The organism is Duganella lactea (assembly GCF_009857505.1).
In the GTDB taxonomy this organism is placed as follows: domain Bacteria; phylum Pseudomonadota; class Gammaproteobacteria; order Burkholderiales; family Burkholderiaceae_D; genus Rugamonas; species Rugamonas lactea.
Map to the genome: position 1 here is coordinate 46,990 of NZ_WWCP01000036.1, position 16,956 is coordinate 63,945.

The 16,956-nt window shown below is 61.4% G+C and carries 17 protein-coding genes; 8 read left to right on the forward strand and 9 right to left on the reverse strand.

Annotated elements, in window-relative coordinates; all coding sequences use genetic code 11:
- Positions 1-21 precede the first annotated feature (21 nt).
- The 5 genes from GTP44_RS22140 to GTP44_RS22160 are packed head-to-tail and all read left to right on the forward strand — an operon-like array spanning position 22 to position 5,871.
- Positions 22-750, forward strand: a complete 729-nt coding sequence (locus GTP44_RS22140) for a DsbC family protein (RefSeq protein WP_160992373.1) — start codon at positions 22-24, stop codon at positions 748-750.
- Positions 751-793: 43 nt separating this feature from the next.
- Positions 794-1,252: a (2Fe-2S)-binding protein gene (locus GTP44_RS22145; RefSeq protein ID WP_160992374.1), complete on the forward strand. Its 459-nt coding sequence runs from the start codon at positions 794-796 to the stop codon at positions 1,250-1,252.
- A 10-nt stretch (positions 1,253-1,262) separates the two neighbouring features.
- A complete protein-coding gene (locus tag GTP44_RS22150) occupies positions 1,263-3,479 on the forward strand; it encodes a xanthine dehydrogenase family protein molybdopterin-binding subunit (RefSeq protein WP_161021117.1) in 2,217 nt (738 codons plus the stop codon).
- 5 nt (positions 3,480-3,484) lie between these two features.
- A complete protein-coding gene (locus tag GTP44_RS22155) occupies positions 3,485-4,051 on the forward strand; it encodes a nucleotidyltransferase family protein (protein ID WP_161021118.1) in 567 nt (188 codons plus the stop codon).
- Positions 4,051-5,871: a M61 family metallopeptidase gene (locus GTP44_RS22160; protein WP_161021119.1), complete on the forward strand. Its 1,821-nt coding sequence runs from the start codon at positions 4,051-4,053 to the stop codon at positions 5,869-5,871. Before GTP44_RS22155 ends, GTP44_RS22160 begins: the two co-directional genes overlap by 1 nt.
- A 204-nt stretch (positions 5,872-6,075) precedes the next feature.
- Here GTP44_RS22160 and trpC read toward each other — a convergent pair whose 3' ends face one another.
- From trpC to rpe, 7 genes are all read right to left on the reverse strand, one after another.
- Positions 6,076-6,876: an indole-3-glycerol phosphate synthase TrpC gene (gene trpC, locus GTP44_RS22165; protein ID WP_161021120.1), complete on the reverse strand. Its 801-nt coding sequence runs from the start codon at positions 6,874-6,876 to the stop codon at positions 6,076-6,078.
- Positions 6,877-6,878: 2 nt separating this feature from the next.
- Complete coding sequence (locus GTP44_RS22170; protein WP_161021121.1) at positions 6,879-7,520, reverse strand: LysE family translocator; 642 nt, start codon at positions 7,518-7,520, stop codon at positions 6,879-6,881.
- Positions 7,521-7,547: 27 nt separating this feature from the next.
- A complete protein-coding gene (trpD, locus tag GTP44_RS22175) occupies positions 7,548-8,579 on the reverse strand; it encodes an anthranilate phosphoribosyltransferase (protein WP_161021122.1) in 1,032 nt (343 codons plus the stop codon).
- 17 nt (positions 8,580-8,596) lie between these two features.
- Positions 8,597-9,160, reverse strand: a complete 564-nt coding sequence (locus GTP44_RS22180) for an anthranilate synthase component II (protein ID WP_160992381.1) — start codon at positions 9,158-9,160, stop codon at positions 8,597-8,599.
- Position 9,161: 1 nt separating this feature from the next.
- Complete coding sequence (gene trpE / locus GTP44_RS22185) at positions 9,162-10,658, reverse strand: anthranilate synthase component I (RefSeq protein ID WP_161021123.1); 1,497 nt, start codon at positions 10,656-10,658, stop codon at positions 9,162-9,164.
- Positions 10,659-10,861: 203 nt separating this feature from the next.
- On the reverse strand, positions 10,862-11,554 hold the full coding sequence (locus GTP44_RS22190; protein WP_161021124.1) for a phosphoglycolate phosphatase: 693 nt from the start codon (positions 11,552-11,554) through the stop codon (positions 10,862-10,864).
- A gap of 4 nt (positions 11,555-11,558) precedes the next feature.
- Positions 11,559-12,224, reverse strand: coding sequence for a ribulose-phosphate 3-epimerase (gene rpe / locus GTP44_RS22195; protein ID WP_160992384.1), 666 nt, complete (start codon positions 12,222-12,224; stop codon positions 11,559-11,561).
- A 170-nt stretch (positions 12,225-12,394) separates the two neighbouring features.
- Between rpe and apaG the strand changes: the two genes are divergently transcribed.
- Positions 12,395-12,769, forward strand: coding sequence for a Co2+/Mg2+ efflux facilitator ApaG/CorD (gene apaG, locus GTP44_RS22200; protein ID WP_160992385.1), 375 nt, complete (start codon positions 12,395-12,397; stop codon positions 12,767-12,769).
- A gap of 95 nt (positions 12,770-12,864) precedes the next feature.
- Positions 12,865-14,082, forward strand: coding sequence for a murein transglycosylase A (mltA, locus tag GTP44_RS22205; protein ID WP_161021125.1), 1,218 nt, complete (start codon positions 12,865-12,867; stop codon positions 14,080-14,082).
- Here the strand turns inward: mltA and GTP44_RS22210 are convergent.
- Positions 14,079-14,516, reverse strand: a complete 438-nt coding sequence (locus tag GTP44_RS22210; protein WP_161021126.1) for a universal stress protein — start codon at positions 14,514-14,516, stop codon at positions 14,079-14,081. The two genes, mltA and GTP44_RS22210, sit on opposite strands and share 4 nt — an antisense overlap.
- Before the next feature lie 44 nt (positions 14,517-14,560).
- Complete coding sequence (locus tag GTP44_RS22215; RefSeq protein ID WP_161021127.1) at positions 14,561-15,856, reverse strand: MFS transporter; 1,296 nt, start codon at positions 15,854-15,856, stop codon at positions 14,561-14,563.
- Positions 15,857-15,914: 58 nt separating this feature from the next.
- Here GTP44_RS22215 and GTP44_RS22220 point away from each other — a divergent pair, with 58 nt between their 5' ends.
- Positions 15,915-16,691 carry an enoyl-CoA hydratase gene (locus tag GTP44_RS22220; protein WP_161021128.1) on the forward strand — a complete coding sequence of 259 codons (777 nt, stop codon included), beginning with the start codon at positions 15,915-15,917 and terminating at the stop codon, positions 16,689-16,691.
- The last annotated feature ends 265 nt before the right edge of the window (positions 16,692-16,956 follow it).

Sequence of the window (16,956 nt, forward strand, 5' to 3'; positions counted from 1 at the left end):
GCAGCATTTACCGGAGAAGTTATGAGAAACACCAAGATCGCTTTACTGTCGCTGTCCGTGCTGATGGCATCCTGCGTGGAAGCGCAAACGCCGCCGAGCACCGACGCGATCAAGAAGCTGATCGAGCCGCGTCTGGGCGCCAACGTCAAGGTCGATTCCGTGACCGCGACGCCGTACAGCGGCCTCTATGAAGTGCGCATCGGCAGCGACATCCTGTACACCGACAAAACCGCGACCTATCTGGTCAACGGCCATATCTTCAACCTGTCCACCGGCGCCGACCTGACCCGCGAGCGTATCGAGGAAATCAACAAGATCAAGTTCTCCGATCTGCCGCTGGACAAGGCGATCAAGGCGGTCAAGGGCGATGGTTCGCGCGTGATCGCGGTGTTCGAAGATCCCAACTGCGGCTACTGCAAGCGTCTGCGCCAGACCACGCTGAAGGAAACCGACAACGTCACCATCTACACCTTCATGTACAACATCTTGTCGGACGACTCCTTCGTCAAGTCGAAGAACGTGTGGTGCGCGGCCGACCGCCAGAAGGCCTGGGATGACTGGATGCTGAACGGTAAAGCGCCGGCCACCGCCGCCGCCGGCTGCGAGTCGCCCAACGATGAAGTGCTGGCGCTTGGCCATAAGCTGGGCATTCAGGGCACACCGGCGATTTTCTTCGCCGATGGCTCGCGCATTCCCGGCGCCATCGACGCCAAGGCGCTGGAAGATAAGTTCAGCAAGATCAAGAAGTAAACCTCAGTAGCCAACAACCGTAGCCAAAGCAAGGGAGACTTGAATGATCACGTTAAACATCAACGGTAAAGATGTGCAGGTGGACGCCGACCCGTCGACGCCCATCCTGTGGGCGCTGCGCGACAACTTGAATATGACCGGCACCAAGTTCGGTTGCGGCATGGCGCTGTGCGGCGCCTGCACCGTGCACCTGGGCGGGCAACCGATCCGCTCCTGCGTGACGCCGATTTCGGCTGCCGCAGGGCAGAAAATCACCACCATCGAGGCGATGGAGAGCGATAAAGTCGGCAAGGCCGTGCAGGACGCGTGGGTCAAGATCGACGTGCCGCAATGCGGCTACTGTCAGAGTGGGCAGATCATGAGCGCCACCGCGCTGCTGCGCACGAATAAGAATCCGTCGGACGCCGATATCGACAACGCCATGGCCGGCAATATCTGCCGCTGCGGTACCTATCAGCGCATCCGCGCCGCCATCAAAGACGCTGCCAAAGCGATTGCCTGAGGAGACCATCATGCGTATTGAATGGATTAATCACGGCACCATCGCCAGCGCGTCGGCTTCGGGCGTTTCGCGCCGCGGCTTCATGAAGGCGGGCGCCGTTGCTGGCGGCGGTCTGGTATTGGGCTTCTTCATGCCGGGCGCGGGCCGCTGGGCCAACGCGCAGCAGCAGGCGGCCAAGGTCTATGAACCGAACGCCTTCCTGCACATCGCGCCGGACAACACGGTGACGGTGCAGGTCAACCGTCTGGAGTTCGGCCAGGGCGTGCAGACCTCGATGCCGATGCTGATCGCGGAGGAGCTGGAGGCGGATTGGTCGCAGGTGAAGGGCGCGCTGGCGCCGGCCGGCGATCAATATAAAGATCCGGCTTTCGGCATTCAGATCACGGGCGGCTCGGGCAGCATCGCGCACTCGTTCACGCAGTACCGCGAAATCGGCGCCAAGGCGCGCGCGATGCTGATCGCCGCCGCCGCCGAACAGTGGAAGGTGCCGGCGGAGCAGATCAAAACCGTCAAGGGCACGCTGATCGGCCCCGCAGGCCAGAAAGCCACCTACGGCGCCATGGCCGATGCGGCGATGAAACAGCCGGTGCCCGCCACCATCAAGCTGAAAGACCCGAAACACTTCACGCTGATCGGCAAGCCAGTCAAGCGCCTCGACGCGCGCGACAAGTCCACCGGCAAGCAGCAATTCGGCATGGACTTCAAGGCGCCGGACAGCAAGGTCGCCGTGGTGGCGCGGCCGCCGGTCTTTGGCGCCAAAGTCGCCAAGCTGGATGCCAGCAAGGCCAAGGCCATCAAGGGCGTGATCGATGTGCTGGAAGTGAAGACCGACCGTGGTGGCAGTGGTGTGGTGGTCATCGCCGATGGCTACTGGCCGGCCAAGACCGGCCGCGAAGCGCTGGCGATTGAGTGGGACACCAGCGCGGTCGATAAAGTCAGCAGCGACAAGCAACTGGCGGAATATAAGGCGCTGTCGCAAAAGCCGGGCAATCCTGTGCGGACCGCGGACACGTCGAAACTGGCTGGCGCGGCGAAGAAAATCTCCGCCGTCTATGAGTTCCCGTATCTGGCGCATGCGCCCATGGAGCCGCTGAATTGCGTGGTCGATCTGCGCAAGGACGGCTGCACCGTGTGGGCCGGCTCGCAGTTCCAGACCGTTGACCAGGGCGCGATTGCCGCCACCGCCGGCCTGAAGCCGGAGCAGGTTGTGCTGAATACCATGATGGCGGGCGGTGGCTTCGGCCGCCGCGCGGTGCCAACCTCGGACTACCTGGTGGAAGCGGTCAACATCGCCAAGGTGTGGCAGGCCGCGGGCCACAAGGAGCCTATCAAGGTTGTCTGGAGCCGCGAGGACGACATCAAGGGCGGCTACTATCGCCCGTCGCACGTCCACCGCGCCAACATTGGCCTTGATGCCAAGGGCGAGATCGTCGGCTGGGATCACGTCATCGTCGGCCAGTCGATCACCAGCGGCACGCCGTTCGAGCCGATGATGGTGAAGAACGGCGTCGACGCGACCATGGTTGAAGGCATGGGCGAACCATACGAAGTGCCGCTGAACCTGAGCGCGCATACGGTCAAGGCCAATGTGCCGGTGCTGTGGTGGCGTTCCGTCGGTTCCACCCACACCGCGTTTGTGATGGAAACGCTGATCGATGAAGCCGCGCACGCGGCCAAGATGGACCCGGTGGCCTATCGCCAAAAACTGATGGGCGAGAAAGCCACGCGTCACCGCGCCGCGCTGGATCTGGCGGTGGCCAAATCGGGCTACGGCAAGAAGGCGCTGCCGAAAGGCCAGGCCTACGGCGTGGCGCTGCACGAATCGTTCAACACCGTGGTCGCTTACGTGGTGGTGGCTTCCGTCAAGGATGGCCAGCCTAAGCTGCACAAGGTCACGGCGGGCGTTCACTGCAACACGGCGGTCAATCCCTTGACCATCGAGGCGCAGATTCAGGGCGCCGCGCTGATGGGCCTCGGCATGACCTTGCCGGGCGCCGCCATCACGCTGAAGGACGGTGTGGTCGAACAGCAGAACTTCAGCGACTACACGGTGGCGCGCATCACCGACATGCCGAAGATCGATGTCCACATCGTGCCGTCCAACGATGCGCCAACCGGTATGGGCGAACCTGGTTTGCCGCCATTGGCGCCGGCCTTCGCCAACGCCCTGTTCACGTTGACCGGCAAGCGCCTGCGCAAGCTGCCGTTTGATCTGGCCAGCGCCTGAGAGGGATGGCGATTACCGGCATTTTGCTGGCAGCCGGACGTGGTCGACGCTTCGATCCGTCCGGCGTACAAAACAAACTGCTGCAAACGCTGGCCGATGGCGACATCGTCATCGCCGCCAGCGCGAAGAATATGCTGGCCGCGCTCCCGCGCGTGCTGGCCGTGGTACGCGAAGGCGACGACCAGGTTGCCGCGCTGCTGGGCCGTCTGGGTTGCGAAGTGCGCATCTGCGCCGACGCGGACCTGGGCATGGCCGAATCCCTCATCACCGCCATCGAACACACCAAGGCCGCCGAAGGCTGGCTGATAGGACTGGGCGACATGCCTTACGTCCTGCCGCAAACCATGCGTGCGTTGGCCGCTACAATAGCGGGTGGCGCGCATATCGCCGCACCCGTGTTTGAGGGAAGGCGCGGCAATCCCGTCGCCTTCAGTGCCTATCACTTGCCGTTGCTGCTGGCGCTGGAAGGGGATCAGGGCGCGCGCGCGATTTTAAAAAGCCATCCAGTCAGCGAGGTGGCGGTCAATGATGAAGGCGTAGTGCGCGACATCGACACAAAACAGGATTTATGATGAAAAAACCGAGCAAAAAACTTCCGGCGATCGCCTATACCATCGTCGGCCACGATCTGGCGGCGCACTTGTTCCATGTCTCGGTCACGGTGGCCGCGCCGGATGACGGCGGCCAGATTTTCGCGCTGCCGGCCTGGATACCGGGCAGCTACATGATCCGTGAGTTTTCCCGCAACATTGTGCGCATTCGTGCCGAATCGAAGGGTGAGCCGGTCGAGTTGACCAAGCTGGATAAGCACTCGTGGCAGGCCGCGCCGCTGGCCGACCGCAGCGCTGCCCTGACGGTGCATTATGAAGTCTACGCCTGGGACCTGTCGGTGCGCGCCGCGCACTTGGACCAGAACCACGGCTTCTTCAACGGCACCAGCGTGTTCCTGCGCGTGCTGGGACAGGAAGACCAGCCGCACATGGTGGACATCCAGCGACCGGCGCACGAAGCCGCGCAAAACTGGCGCGTGGCCACATCGCTGCCGGAGCTGAAGGCGAAACGTTATGGTTTTGGCACTTACATCGCGTCCGACTACGATGAGCTGATCGACCATCCGGTGGAGCTGGGTGACTTCGCGCTGGCCACTTTCAAGGCGCATGGCATCCCGCACGACATCGTCATCACCGGCCGCGTGCCCAATCTGGACCTGGCGCGCCTGAGCGCCGACCTGAAAAAAATCTGCGAAACCCAGATCGCCTTCTTCGAGCCGAAGACCAAAAAGGCGCCGGTGGACCGTTATGTGTTCATGACCATGGCGGTCGGCGACGGCTACGGCGGCCTGGAACACCGCGCCTCGACCGCGCTGATTTGCAACCGCAACGATTTGCCGACCACCTCGGCCAAGACCAAAGACGTCAGCGACGGCTACCTGCAATACCTGGGCTTGTGCAGCCACGAGTATTTCCACACATGGAATGTGAAGCGCATCAAGCCGGCGGCGTTTGCGCCGTATAACCTGCAAGTCGAAAACTATTCTCCGCTGCTGTGGCTGTTTGAAGGATTCACCAGTTATTACGACGATTTGATGCTGGTGCGGGCCGGGATTATCGACGAGCCGGCTTATTTCAAATTGCTGGGTAAAACCATGGGCAGCGTATTGCGTGGCGCTGGCCGCTTGAAACAAAGTGTCGCGGATTCGAGTTTCGACGCCTGGGGTAAGTATTATCGCCAGGATGAGAATGCGCCGAATGCCATCGTCAGTTATTACACCAAAGGTTCTTTAATTGGCCTGGCGCTGGATTTGAGTATTCGCGCTAAAACTGGTGGTGAAAAATCGCTGGATGACGTCATGCGTGCATTATGGACGCGTTATGGCCGTGATTTTTATGCCGGCGGAGGCCGTGGTGTTACGCCAGCCGAAGCTGAAGCATTATTCGATGAAATCAGCGGTGGCCGGTTCAAGCCGTTCTTTGATAAATATATTCGTGGCACCGAGGATTTGCCGCTGGCTAAACTGCTGGCGCCATTCGGCGTTAAATATAACGATGAGCGTAAACCGGGTAAGCCGAGTTTCGATGCCAATCTGGGCAAGGATGGTAATGACTGCAAACTGTCAGCCGTTCATGAAAATGGCGCCGCGCATCGTGCCGGATTATCGGCCGGGGATATTCTGATCGCGGTCGATGGTTTGCGTGTGACGGCGGCCAATCTGGATAATCTGTTGTCGCGCTATGCGGTTGGGGATACGGTGGAAATCCATGCTTTCCGCCGCGATGAATTGATGACCTTTGATCTGACGCTGCAAGGCGACCGGGTACCGGCCATTTCGCTGGCGCTGGAGCCAGCGGCGAAGAAGCCTTCTGGCCCGTTACGCCCGAGCGCGAGCCGCTAAATAAAAGGCCGCATCCGACAGATGCGGCCTTTTTTTCGTCCACGCCATGCCAGTTTTTGGCATGTAAAAGCCAATTTCCAGCATTTTTCCACGCTTCGGCGCTTGGCCAACAAATGCGCCGCGCAGCAGTAATCGCTGGCGATATCGACTATCGTCAGCGATTACTTTGAAAAGAGGGAATCCGCCGTATTCAGCGGCAGTGGTTTAATTGAACAGGCGGGCTAATTCGGCGCCAGGGTCCGGTGCGCGCATAAAGGCTTCACCGACCAGGAATGCATTAACGTTTGCATCGCGCATGGTTTTTACGTCGGCCGGTGTCAGAATGCCAGATTCGGTAATGACCAGTTTATCGTCCGGCATACGATCCAATAAGCCCAACGTATTTTGCAGCGACACCTCGAAAGTACGCAAATTACGGTTATTCACGCCGACCAGACGGGTTTTTAATTTCAGCGCGGCGGTTAATTCGTCGCCGTCATGGGTTTCAACCAGTACGTCCATACCCAATTCATGGGTGACGGCTTCCATTTCCGCCATCAGACCGTGATCCAGCGCGGAGACGATTAATAGAATGGCGTCGGCACCCATCGCGCGTGCTTCGTAGATCTGGTAAATATCGATCATGAAGTCTTTGCGTAATACCGGCAGCGAGCAGGCGGCGCGCGCCTGCTGTAAATATGCCACCGAACCTTGGAAAAACTGCTCGTCGGTTAATACCGACAGGCACGCGGAGCCATTGGCTTCGTAGGTGGCGGCGATATCGGCCGGGTGAAAATCGGCGCGGATCACGCCTTTCGATGGCGATGCCTTTTTAATTTCGGTGATCACGCCAGGCTTGCCGGCGGCGATTTTGGCGCGCAGGCTGGCTTCAAAGCCGCGCAGGCCGGCGCGCAGTTCGGTATTCGATTCCACGTCGTCGCGCAGGCTGGCGAAACCGCGGTGTTTTTTTGCGGCCGCCACTTCTTCGGCTTTGACCGCGAGGATTTTATTCAGAATATCAGACATGATTAACGTTGCTCCGAGAGTGCAAGACGCACGCCGAGGGCCAGAAACAGACCACCCATCGTGCGGTTGAGCCACAGCGACACCAGTGGCTTGATATTCAAGCGCGCGCTGGCAAAAGCGGTGAACAAGGCAAGGCCGTGGCAATACAGCATGCCGTTAAAATTAAAAATAGCGCCAAGAATGATGAATGCCAGCGGCTTGTTGCTGGAATCCGTCTGGATAAATTGTGGCACGAAAGCCAGGAAGAACAGCGCCACCTTGGGATTCAGCACATTGGTCAGGAAGCCCTGGAAGAAGATCTTGCGCCATGCGAGCGGCTGCAATGCAGGCGTATCGACTTGCGGCGCATCGCCGCGCAGTTTGGCGCGCAGCATGCCGATGCCCATGTAGACGATGTATGCCGCGCCGATCCACTTGACCAGCGTGAACGCGGCGGCGGACGTCGACAACAGCGCCGACAAGCCCAGCGCCGCCGCCAGCACATGCACCATGGTGCCGGCGCCGATGCCCAGCGTGGCGGCCGATCCGGCGCGCCAGCCCTGGGTGGCGCTGCGCGTCATGATCAGCAGCGAATCCGGGCCGGGCATGATGTTCAGCAGCAGGCCGGAGATGATAAACAGGGGCAGGTCGTGAATGCCAAACATAGCGTTATCCTGTCATTCCCGCACAGCTTAGCGGCCCAGGTTTTGGGTCACTTCGACGAATTGATCGATCTTGCGCAGCGCGGCGCCAGACGTGATGGCGAAGCGCGCGCGCTTCAGGCCATCTTCGATCGAGTCGGCCACACCGGCCGCGTACAGCGCGGTGCCAGCGTTCAGCGCCACGATATCGAAGGCCGGACCGGGCTCGCCGCGCAGCGCTTCCATCATGCGCTGCTTCGATTCGGTCGCATCGGCCACCTTCAGATTACGGCTGGCGATCATCGGCATGCCGAAATCTTCAGGATGGATCTCGTACTCGCGGATCTCGCCGTCAACCAGTTCACCGACCATGGTGGCCGCGCCCAGCGACACCTCGTCCATATTGTCTTTGCCGTACACCACGATGGCGTGCTGCGCGCCGAGGCGCTGCAGCACACGCACCTGTATCCCCACCAGGTCGGCGTGGAATACGCCCATCAGAATATTCGGCGCGCCGGCCGGATTGGTCAGCGGGCCCAGAATATTGAAGATGGAGCGCACACCCAACTCCTTGCGCACCGGCGCCACGTGCTTCATGGCCGCGTGGTGGTTCGGCGCGAACATGAAGCCGATGCCGGTCTGCGCGATCGATTGCGCGATCTGCTCCGGCGCCAGGTTGATGTTGGCGCCCAGCGACTCGATCACGTCCGCGCTGCCCGACGACGACGACACACTGCGGCCGCCATGCTTGGCCACGCGTGCGCCGGCCGCCGCCGCGACGAACATCGCGGTGGTGGAGATGTTGAAGGTATGCGCGCCATCGCCGCCGGTGCCGACGATGTCCAGCAGACCGGCGGTGTCGGCCATCGGCACCTTGGTGGAGAATTCGCGCATCACTTGCGCGGCGGCGGCGATTTCGCCGATGGTTTCTTTTTTCACGCGCAGGCCCATGGTCAGGGCCGCGACCATGGTCGGCGACATTTCGCCGGACATGATCTGGCGGAACAGGTGCAGCATCTCGTCGTGGAAAATCTCGCGGTGTTCGATGCAGCGCACCAGCGCTTCTTGATAGGTGATAGGCATGACGGTTCTTTCTTTAATCAGCGGACGAGGAAGTTCTTCAACAGTTGATGGCCGTGTTCGGACAGGATGGACTCGGGGTGGAACTGCACGCCCTCGATGTCGTATTCCTTGTGCCGCACGCCCATGATTTCGCCATCGTCGGTCCATGCCGTGACTTCCAGGCAGGACGGCAGCGAGCTACGCTCGATTGCCAGCGAGTGATAGCGAATCACCGTGAAGGGAGACGGGAGGTCCTTGAAGACGCCCACGCCCGTATGCGCGATTAAAGAAGTTTTGCCATGCATGACCTGCTTGGCGCGAATGATCTTGCCGCCGAACGCTTCGCCGATGGCCTGGTGGCCAAGGCACACGCCCAGAATCGGCTTCTTGCCGGCGAAGTGTTTCAGCACTTCGATGGAGATACCCGCCTGCGACGGGTCTTTCGGGCCCGGCGAAATGCAGATGTGGTCGGGGTTCAGCGCCTCGATTTCCGCGATCGTGATTTCGTCGTTGCGGTAGACGCGTACATCCTCACCCAGTTCGCCGAAGTACTGCACGATGTTGTAGGTGAAGGAGTCGTAATTGTCGATCATCAGCAGCATATCAGAACTCCCCATCCAGGCCATCTTGTACTTGCTCGGCGGCGCGCAGCACAGCGCGCGCCTTGTGTTCAGTTTCCTGCCATTCCATCTCGGCGATGGAGTCGGCGACGATGCCGGCGGCCGCCTGCACATACAGGTTGCCGTCCTTGATCACGCCGGTGCGGATCGCGATCGCCACGTCCATCTCGCCGCCGAAGGACAGGTAGCCGCAGGCGCCGCCATAGATGCCGCGCTTGGTGATTTCCAGTTCGTCGATGACTTCCATCGCGCGCACTTTCGGCGCGCCGGTCAGCGTGCCGGCCGGGAAGGTGGCGCGTAGCACGTCCAGATTCGACAAGCCGTCTTTCAGTTTGCCCTCGACGTTGGAGACGATGTGCTGCACGTGCGAATACTTTTCGATGACCAGGCGGTCGGTCACTTTCACGCTGCCGATTTCCGAGATGCGGCCCAGGTCATTGCGCGCCAGGTCGATCAGCATCACGTGTTCGGCGATCTCTTTTTGATCGGCCAGCAGTTCCTTGGCCAGTTCGGCGTCGCGTTCCGGCGTGGCGCCGCGCGGGCGGGTGCCGGCGATCGGGCGCAGCGTGACTTTTTTCTCGCCGTCCGGCGCGGTCTCGTTGCGCACCAAAATCTCCGGCGAGGCGCCGACAATCTGCATGTCGCCGAAATTGTAGAAGTACATATACGGCGACGGGTTCAGCGAACGCAGCGCGCGGTACAGGTTCAGTGGCGAATCGACATACGGCTTGCGGATGCGCTGGCCGATCTGCACCTGCATCAAGTCGCCGGCCAGCACGTATTCGTGGGCGCGGGCGACGGCTTTCAGATAATCTTCCTTGGCGAATTCACGCACGGCCTCGGTGCGCACCGAGGCGCTGGCCACCGGCGCTTCCACGCCACGGCGCAGCATCACGCGCAGTTCTTTCAGGCGCTGCCTGGCTTTGGCGTAGGATTCGGACTGCGTGGTGTCGGCATAGACGATCAGATACAGCTTGCCGCTCAGGTTATCGATGACGGCCAGTTCCTCGGTCACCATCAGCTGGATATCGGCCAGGCCCAGGTCATCTTTCTGCGCGCTGTGGGCCAGCGTTTTCTCGATGTGGCGCACGGTGTCGTAGCCGAAGTAGCCGGCCAGGCCGCCGCAGAAACGCGGCATGCCGGGACGGATCGCCACTTTAAAGCGTTGCTGGTACGCCTCGATGAAATCAAGCGGATTGCCGTCGTGCGTCTCGATCACCGCGCCGTTCTTGACGATCTCGGTGCGGTTGCCAAAGGTGCGCAGCAGCGTGGTGGCCGGCAGACCGATGAAGGAGTAGCGGCCGAAACGCTCGCCGCCCACCACCGACTCCAGCAGGAAGGTGTTCTTGCCGGCGTTCTGGCTCTGCGCCAGTTTCAGGTACAGCGTGAGCGGGGTTTCGAGATCGGCGAAGGCTTCGGCGATCAGCGGAATACGGTTGTAGCCATCGGTGGCCAACGATTTGAATTCGAGCTCGGTCATGTGTTCTCTCCATACCGCCGGGATGAGGTGAGGCCGGCGGGGTGCATGTATCAAAAAACCTGTCGCGCGCAAGCGGGCGGACGACAGCAATCAGTTCGGCTTAGTTATGCCAGGATTGCCAGCGTCGCCACAGCCAGGCCTCAATCGAGCCTGGTTGGTTGACGATGTGTTTTTTGGTGAGAGACGACATGTTGGTCAGTTGTTCAGCTATTGGTGTGATGTGAACGAATCAGGCTAGCCGCTTCTAGCAGCGTTCCTACTATACCATCGGAATCCGTGTCGTGTATAGACTCTCCGTGGTTATAACCATATGGCACCGTCAATACCGGGCAACCCGCCGCCCGCGCCGCTTGCGCGTCATTCGAGGAATCGCCGATGGCCACCGCCTGCGCCGGCCGCAGACCGAAGTCGGCGCAGACGGTTTGCAACGGCAGCGGGTCCGGCTTCTTGCGCGGCAGCGAGTCGCCGCCGTAGACCACTTCGAAGAACGGCGCCAGGCCCTTGAGCTGGAGCAGCGGGGTGGTGAAGGCGATCGGCTTGTTGGTCACGCAGGCCAGGCGCAGGCCTTGCGCCTTCAGCGCCTCCAGGCCGGCGATCACGTCCGGGAACAGCGTGCTGTGATGGCCGTTGATGGCCAGGTAGTTGCGCTGGTAGGACTGCATCGCCGCCGCGAAGGCCGCCTCGACCCGTTCGGCGTCCCAATCGAGCGACAGCACCGAGCGGATCAGGTTCTCCGAGCCCTTGCCGACCATCAGCGCAATCTGCCGCTGGGTGATCGGGGCCAGGCCCAGCTCATCACGCATGGCGTTGATCGCGACGTGGAAGTCGGGGATCGTGTCCAGCATGGTGCCGTCGAGGTCGATGATTGCGGCGCGCACGCCTGCCAGCACGCTCATCGTCTTACACCTTGGCCAGGTTGGCGCGCATGGCGTCGATCACCGCCTTGTAGTCCGGCTGGCCGAAGATGGCCGAGCCGGCGACAAAGGTGTCGGCGCCGGCCGCCGCCGCCGCCGCGATGTTGTCGATCTTGATGCCGCCATCGACTTCCAGCAGGATGTCGCGGCCGGAGTCATCGATCAGGCGGCGCGCCTCGGCGATCTTCTTCAGCGCCTGCGGGATGAAGGACTGGCCGCCGAAGCCGGGATTGACCGACATGATCAGGATCATGTCGATCTTGTCCATCACGTGCTCCAGGTAGCTCAGCGGCGTGGCCGGGTTGAACACCAGGCCGGCCTTGCAGCCGTGGTCGCGGATCAGCTGCAGCGAGCGGTCGATGTGGTCCGACGCTTCCGGGTGGAAGGTGATGATGTTGGCGCCAGCCTTGGCGAAGTCCGGGATGATACGGTCGACTGGCTTGACCATCAGGTGCACATCGATCGGCACTTCCACATGCGGACGGATCGCCTGGCATACCAGCGGGCCGATGGTCAGATTTGGAACGTAATGGTTGTCCATCACGTCAAAGTGGATGATGTCGGCGCCGGCGGAGACGACGTTGCGTACCTCTTCGCCCAGACGGGCGAAATCGGCGGACAGGATGCTGGGAGCGATGCGGAAAGTGGTCATGGCTTTGGGCTAGCCCTTGGGCTGGCAAGAAAAAAGATGCGTTATTTTACGCTGGTCCGTGTCGTTGCGCCTGTTTTCAGCCGCGCCGTCCTTGCATCGAGGGCGGATTTGCGGTGCAATGGATGTTTGGTGATATCTGATCGCCAAGCTTGCTATTTAGAGGAATGTTGATGTCGACTTATGAATTTACGGTGTCGGTCAGAACCCAGTACCTGCCGGATCAGTCGGACCCGGAGCGCACCAACTTCGTGTTCACCTATTCGATCACGATCAAGAACACCGGCACGGTCGCGGCGCAGCTGATCTCGCGCCACTGGACCATCACGGACGCCAACAACCACATCGAGGAGGTGCGCGGGCTGGGCGTGGTGGGCCATCAGCCGCTGCTGCAGCCGGGCGAGCAGTTCGAATACACCAGCGGTGCCGCGCTGCAAACGCCGCAGGGCTCGATGGTGGGCGAATACTTCTGCGTGGCCGAGGACGGCCACCAGTTCGAGGTCAAAATTCCGGAATTCGTGCTGTCGCTGCCGCGCACGCTGCACTGATCACTTCTTGCCTTTCATGGTCCACCAGACGATGAAGACCAGCAGGAAGAACGCCACGCCCGCTTCCACCATTAATAGCCACATAGTGATCCTTTATGTTATCTGCACGCCGTAGTCTACCCGTTCCGCTGGGCGCCGTTGCGTTTGCGCTTGCCCTGGCCGCTTGTACCACCACCCCTTTGCCGCCCGAGAAGCCGGCCACACCGCCACCGGTCGTGACACCGCCGCCGGTCACGCCGCCAGGCCTGCCGACGCCGCCGGCCAAACCGGGCGCGCTGCAAATGGTGCCGGCCACCTTCGCCGCTTTGCCCGGCTGGGACAAGGACGACCTGCGCGCCGCCTGGCCGGCCTTCACCGCCTCGTGCTCGGTGCTGGTCAGGCAGGTCACATGGAAGGAGGTTTGCACCGTCGCCCGCACCGTCAACGGCAATGACGAGCAGGCGATCCGCCGCTTCTTCGAAACCTTCATGGAGCCGAACCAGGTGATCGCGCCCGACGGCGCCACCGACGGCCTGATCACCGGCTACTACGAGCCGCTGCTGCGCGGCGCGCGCAAAAAGGGCGGTGTCTATCAGACGCCGCTGTATCAAGTGCCGGACGATATGGTGACCATCGACCTGGCCGGCGCCTACCCCGAGCTGAAGGGCATGCGCCTGCGCGGCAAGGTGGTCGGCAAGAAGGTCCTGCCTTACGCTGCCCGCGCCGATATCGAATCGCCCGGCTTCAACGGCAAGGAACTGCTGTGGGTCGATGATCCGGTGGAGTCGTTCTTCCTGCAGGTGCAGGGTTCGGGCCGCGTGCAACTGGCCGACACCGGCGAGACCGTGCGCGTGGCGTATGCCGACCAGAACGGCCATCCCTACAAGTCGATCGGCAAATATCTGGTGGAAAAGGGCGAGCTGACCGTGGATCAGGCCTCGGCGCAGGGCATCAAGGCGTGGATCGCCGCCCATCCGACCCGCATGCAGGAGCTGTTCAACGCCAACCCGAGCTATGTGTTCTTTAAAGAAGAGAAGCTGCCGGACCCGAAAGTGGGGCCGAAAGGTTCGCTGGGCGTGCCGCTGACGCCGCAACGCTCGGTCGCCATCGACGCCACCCAGCTGCCACAGGGGGCGCCGGTGTTCCTGTCCACCACCATGCCGAATAGCGCTGTTCCGCTGCAGCGTCTGGTGATGGCGCAGGATACGGGCGGCGCCATTCGCGGCGCCATCCGGGTCGACTACTTCTTCGGCTTCGGCGCCGAGGCGGCCGAGAGTGCAGGCCGCATGAAGCAGCGCGGCAATATCTGGGTGCTGCTGCCGAAGAAGTTCTAACGCAGCACCAGCACGGGCAGCTTGGTGTGAGACAGCACGCTTTGCGTCTCGCTGCCCATTAACAGCTTGCTCAGGCCGGTGCGGCCGTGCGAGGCCATCATGATCAGGTCGCAGCCGTACTTCTCGGCCGCCGCCACAATCTCCTCGTAGGGATTGGGTGAGGCCGTCACCATGCCCTCGAATGGAATGCCGGCCGCGCTGGCCGCCGCCGCCACCTTGTTGATGTGGTCGTGCGCGGCGGCTTTCATGTCGACCTCATATTGGTCGATGCTGATCATCGCGCCACTGTCGCCGAGCGACGGCATCAGCAGCGGCTGGATCACCGAGATCGCCGTGATGCGCGCCTGATGCAGCTTGGCGAATTCCACCGCCGTGGCGGTGGCCTTTTCGCACAGGTCGGACCCGTCGGTGGGCAAGAGTATGGATTTGAACATGACTGCCTCCTGTCGTTGAATACGGGAGTCAGCCTACTGGCTAGTCAGGTTTTCTGGCGCACGGATGGCGACAGCGCCAACAACAGCATCAGGACGATGCCGCCGGCGGCCACGCAGCCCAGGCCGGCGCGCACGCTGAAGTGCTCGCCCAGATAGCCGGCCGCCAACGCGCCCAGCGGCGCCACCGACACCGTCAGGAAGCGCATGGTGGAGACCATGCGGCCCAGATACGCGTCCGGTGTGACCTTCTGGCGCATAGTGGTGTAGGGCATCAGGAACAGCATCACGCCACAATCAAGGAAGAAGGACATGGCGGCGCACACCATCGCGCTGGCCAGCGGATAGCCGAACAGATTGGCCGGAATCAACGGCGTGACCGTGTAGGCGAAGGCACACAGGCCCATGCCGGTCAGCATCGCGCCGACCGGGCCGTAGCGTCGGGTCAGTGGTTTCAGCAGGAGCGAGCTGACCAGCACGCCCAAGCCGCCGATCATCTGCGCCACGCCCAGCATGCCGGCGCTCATGCCCAGCTCGCGCGTGGCGAAGATCACCTGCAGCGCGCCAAAACCGTAGAACAGCATGTGCCAGCAGCCCGACGCCCAGGCCAGCGTGCGTAGCAGCGGCTGACGCCAGATGAACACGATGCCGTCCTGAATATCGCGCAGCGGATGCTTGTCGCTCGGTGGCGGTTTGGGATCGCTGGCCGTCACGTTGCGCAACAGGGCGATCGACACCACAAAGCCGATGGCGTTCAGCAGCACCGCGTAGGGCGCGGTCAGCCACTGGATCAGCACGCCGGCAAAGCCGGGCGCCACCAGGCGCGCGACGGAATCGGTGGCGGTGAATTTGGCTTGGGCGTCGGTCAGCTTGTCGCGGCCGATCATATTGGTCAGAAACACCACCTCGGCGCCGCCGCCGACCACCGCGCAGGAACCGGCAATGAAGGAAACCACATACAGCCACTCCATCGTCAGCAGGTTCAGCCACCAGACCAGCGGGATACTGAGCAGCGACAGTGCCTGCACCGCTTTGCTGGTCAACAGGATGGGCAGCTTGCGGTTGCGGTCGAGGAAAACCCCGGCCGGCAGGGCCAGCACCGCGTAGGGCATGGCGACCGCCGCGCCCATCATGCCCATCTGCGCCGGCGAGGCGTGCAGCATCAGCACCGCGCACAGCGGAATCGCCAGCGCGCTGACATAGCTGCCAACGCCGTTGATGATGGCGCTCGACCAGTAGCGGCGGAAATCGCCGTTGCGCAGGAGTTCATCACGCAGCAGCGCGGTACGGAAGGCGTTAAAAATGGGAGGCTCTTTCAGTGGGGATTGCCGAATTTCAATCATACCAGCGCGAGGGATAGGCGCTACAATCGCCCGGTAAATATTCCACCTGGAGGAACACATGTCGTATGAAGACCTGATCGTCGAAGTGCACGATAAAGTAGCCCTGATCCGTCTGCACCGTCCGAAGGCGCTGAACGCCCTGAACGACAACATGATGAACGAGCTGGGCGACGCCTTATATAAGTTCGACGCCGATCCGGCCATCGGCTGCATCGTGCTGACCGGCAGCGAGAAAGCCTTCGCCGCCGGCGCCGACATCGCCGCCATGGCGGAATACACCTATCCGGATACGTATCGCGACAACTATATAGGCCGCAACTGGGAACACATCCTGCGCATCCGCAAGCCGGTGGTGGGCGCCGTGGCCGGCTACGCGCTGGGCGGCGGCTGCGAACTGGCGATGATGTGCGACTTCCTGATCGCCGCCGACAGTGCCAAGTTCGGCCAGCCGGAAATCAAGGTCGGCGTGACGCCCGGCGCCGGCGGCACACAGCGTCTGCCGCGCGTGATCGGCAAGGCCAAGGCCATGGACATGCTGCTGACCGCCCGCACCATTGACGCGGCGGAAGCTGAGCGCATTGGTCTGGTGTCGCGTGTAATCCCGGCGGACAAGCTGATCGAGGAAACGCTGGCCGTGGCCAAACAAATCGCCGCCATGCCAACCTCGGTGGCGATGCAGATCAAGGACGCGGTCAACCGCGCGTTTGAAACCACGCTGTCGGAAGGGGTTACTTATGAGCGCCGTCTGTTCCAGTCGGCGTTTGGTACGCCCGCCCAAAAAGAAGGCATGAAAGCTTTCCTGGAAAAGCGCTTGCCAAACTTCGAGGGTCTTTGATATGATTCTGTCCCTCGCAAGGCACTGCATGTAAATGCAGAGTGAAGCGAGAAAAAAGAAGGTTGACGAAATGCTGCAAACGCTTCATACTCTTCCTTCTTAGCTGACGAACAAAACGATTCGCAGCAAGCAGTAACAGATCTTTAAAAATTTACAGTCGATAAATGTGGGCGTTTGATGCTGCAACAAAAAGCATTAAATGCTCAACAAAGAAATATTCAGTAGAAATACTGTCAGTATTTTTGAGAAGAGCGAACCAGTGACC